We start from the raw sequence: 2,358 nt of genomic DNA on the forward strand, positions 1-2,358 counted from the left end.
CCCCCCCCGGAGCCTCGCGCACCATGATGGTGGGCCAAACTCCGGGGGGAAAGTCATCTCACTGTAGGATCGATGGCGAACTCGCACCCTTCTCCACAACGAGAAGCCGGTGGTCACCCAGACCCGGCATGAGGTGCGCTTTCCCGGCCCCTTCCGGGAGCCGCGACGGTTATCAGCCACAAGGGCCGAAGCGCTCGAAGACCGCCGTTCTATGACGACCGTCGAGTAGGAGGGTGTGAGTTGCACGCACAGAGCCTCCTTCTATCACGCCACCCCTGCTCGGGGCCTTTTTACCACCGTGTTTTCCACGGTTTGAACCTTTCGTTCCGGCTGACCGGCGATCGGCGGACCCGCTATGGCGTGAGCGCGGGCGAGCTTGGCTCTCAATGTCTTCGACGCAGGGTGGTTAACCAGTGCGCCTGCCGAGGTCTTCGATGCCTCACCAAGATATGGCCGGTTTAGCGGGACCGTCACCCGTGCTGTATGGATGGATCATACCAGAGGCGGCGTGGCCCCTGCATTATTTAACGTCAGAGGATCGGCCTCGGAAATCGCGGGCAAGTTGTGTCGCCGGAGCGCATTCCAAAAGCCCCGCCGTATCGGACACCAAAAACTGTCGGATTTCCGTCGATCCGGGCTACCCATTTTTCCCGTTTCGAAAAGCAGTTGAATATGGAGCAGCGGTAGCTGGCACCACCACCCGGCATGCATATCTTGGAAGCACGAAGGAGGTATCGCCGATGGGACTGTTCGACAGCAACGGCAACGACCGCACGAAGGGTGGCCCGAAGGTCAAGACCGGACCCAACGCAGGGCTGACCCGCGCGAAGAACGATGATGGCCGCTGGCGCGAGAAGCGCAGCGATGCGGGCAAGCCCCGCAAGTGACGCGCCGCCACATCATCTGATAGGAAGGTCGCGGATAGGCTGGTGAGGCTGCTGCCCTTGTGGAGGGGGCGGCGCATCGAGACCACCAGCCTATCCGCTTCCTCAACCGTTGGACGGGTGAAGCTCGACTGCTTTGCGCCTCGTTGAATCGCGGCTCAATGCACAAACTGGGCAACCGCCGACAACCACCCCGTTTTCACTTCGCCCGTTCGATGAGCCCCATCAACTGGTTGCCGGTCCCGACGATGCGGAAGGTATCATCGACCGTCTTGCCGGTGGTGGGATCGTAGGTGCCAAGGATGCGTCCCGCGAAGTTGAAGGCCCGCTGCCGCCCCTGCGTCATGTCCTCGATATGCCCGATGATGAAACCACGCTGATCCCGGATCGTCGTTCGCGCCATACTCGCCTCCATGGTGATGAAGGTCGAAGGCTCTCACACGAACGGGAAATAATCGAACTAAATGAACTGCTTGACCCGTTCCAGAACTGGAGCGAGTCCTTCTGGAATGACCAAGCGCGTTGCCCTGTATCTCCGTGTGAGCACGGACTCTCAAACCGTCGAGAACCAGCGCCGGGAACTGCTCATCATCGGTGAGCGGCTCGGATGGGAGATCGTCGAGGTCTTCAGCGATGAAGGCATCTCCGGGGCCAAGGGACGTGACAAGCGCCCCGGCTACGACCGGTTGATGACAATGGTGACGAGAAGGGAGATCGACCTCATCGCCTGCTGGTCGGTCGATCGCCTCGGACGATCCCTCCAGCACCTCGTCACCTTCCTCGGCGAGATCAACGCACGCGGTGTCGATCTGTATCTGCACACGCAGGGCCTCGACACCTCGACCCCGGCAGGACGCGCCATGTTCTCGATGCTGGCCGTGTTTGCGGAACTTGAGCGCAGCATCTTGCGGCAGAGGATCATGGCAGGGCTGGCGCGATCCACGAAACGGTCTGGCCGACCGCCCCTCGACGCCGAGAAGGTCGAGCGTATCAAGCGCTCCCTCACCAAGGGCGTCTCCATCAACGCCACGGCCAAGAAGTTCAAGGTCGGTGTCGGGACCGTGCATCGGGTGAAGCAGCAGATGGCGCTCGCCGCCTGATCAGCGAGCGCGCAGCCACGCCATCGCTTCGTCGAAGGTCATCGCCATTCCCGGCTGCGCGCCTGCCTGCTCGATACGCGCCACGAAGTCCGGGTCGAGTTCTTCACCTCGGCAGATCGGACACGGCTCGGCCTCATCGTCCGAACATCCCCCATTATGCCGATCTATCACCGAGCCCCCGTCCATGACCAAGACCGCCCATACCACAGAGCGCGCCACAGCACTCGATGCCGATGAAGACCGAAGCGGTTCGGGTGTTCTTCTGGGACTCGAACCTTCGAGCCCTCCCGCCATTGAAAAGGCGGGACAAAACTCGACCCTCCCCGGCGACCTCGATCACCTACCCCGGCATACTCCTCTTCTGGGCACCATTT

General features: G+C 61.7%; 5 protein-coding genes. 3 read left to right on the top strand and 2 right to left on the bottom strand.

What is annotated here, in order from left to right; translation table 11 throughout:
• Positions 1-740 precede the first annotated feature (740 nt).
• Positions 741-887, top strand: coding sequence for a hypothetical protein (locus LK535_RS16650; protein WP_183953131.1), 147 nt, complete (start codon positions 741-743; stop codon positions 885-887).
• Between the two features lie 196 nt (positions 888-1,083).
• Here the strand turns inward: LK535_RS16650 and LK535_RS16655 are convergent, their stop codons facing one another.
• Positions 1,084-1,287, bottom strand: coding sequence for a hypothetical protein (locus tag LK535_RS16655; RefSeq protein ID WP_066691670.1), 204 nt, complete (start codon positions 1,285-1,287; stop codon positions 1,084-1,086).
• Positions 1,288-1,348: 61 nt separating this feature from the next.
• Here LK535_RS16655 and LK535_RS16660 point away from each other — a divergent pair, with 61 nt between their 5' ends.
• Complete coding sequence (locus tag LK535_RS16660; protein WP_227773051.1) at positions 1,349-1,984, top strand: recombinase family protein; 636 nt, start codon at positions 1,349-1,351, stop codon at positions 1,982-1,984.
• On the opposite strand, the gene LK535_RS16665 is transcribed toward LK535_RS16660, so the two are convergent.
• Complete coding sequence (locus LK535_RS16665) at positions 1,985-2,170, bottom strand: hypothetical protein (RefSeq protein ID WP_227773052.1); 186 nt, start codon at positions 2,168-2,170, stop codon at positions 1,985-1,987.
• Between LK535_RS16665 and LK535_RS16670 the strand changes: the two genes are divergently transcribed.
• Positions 2,169-2,358 (top strand): hypothetical protein (locus tag LK535_RS16670; RefSeq protein ID WP_227773053.1); only part of this gene is annotated, 190 nt, incomplete at its 3' end. The two genes, LK535_RS16665 and LK535_RS16670, sit on opposite strands and share 2 nt — an antisense overlap.

Origin of the sequence: Sphingomonas sp. IC4-52, assembly GCF_020707225.1 — a bacterium.
GTDB lineage: Bacteria > Pseudomonadota > Alphaproteobacteria > Sphingomonadales > Sphingomonadaceae > Sphingomonas.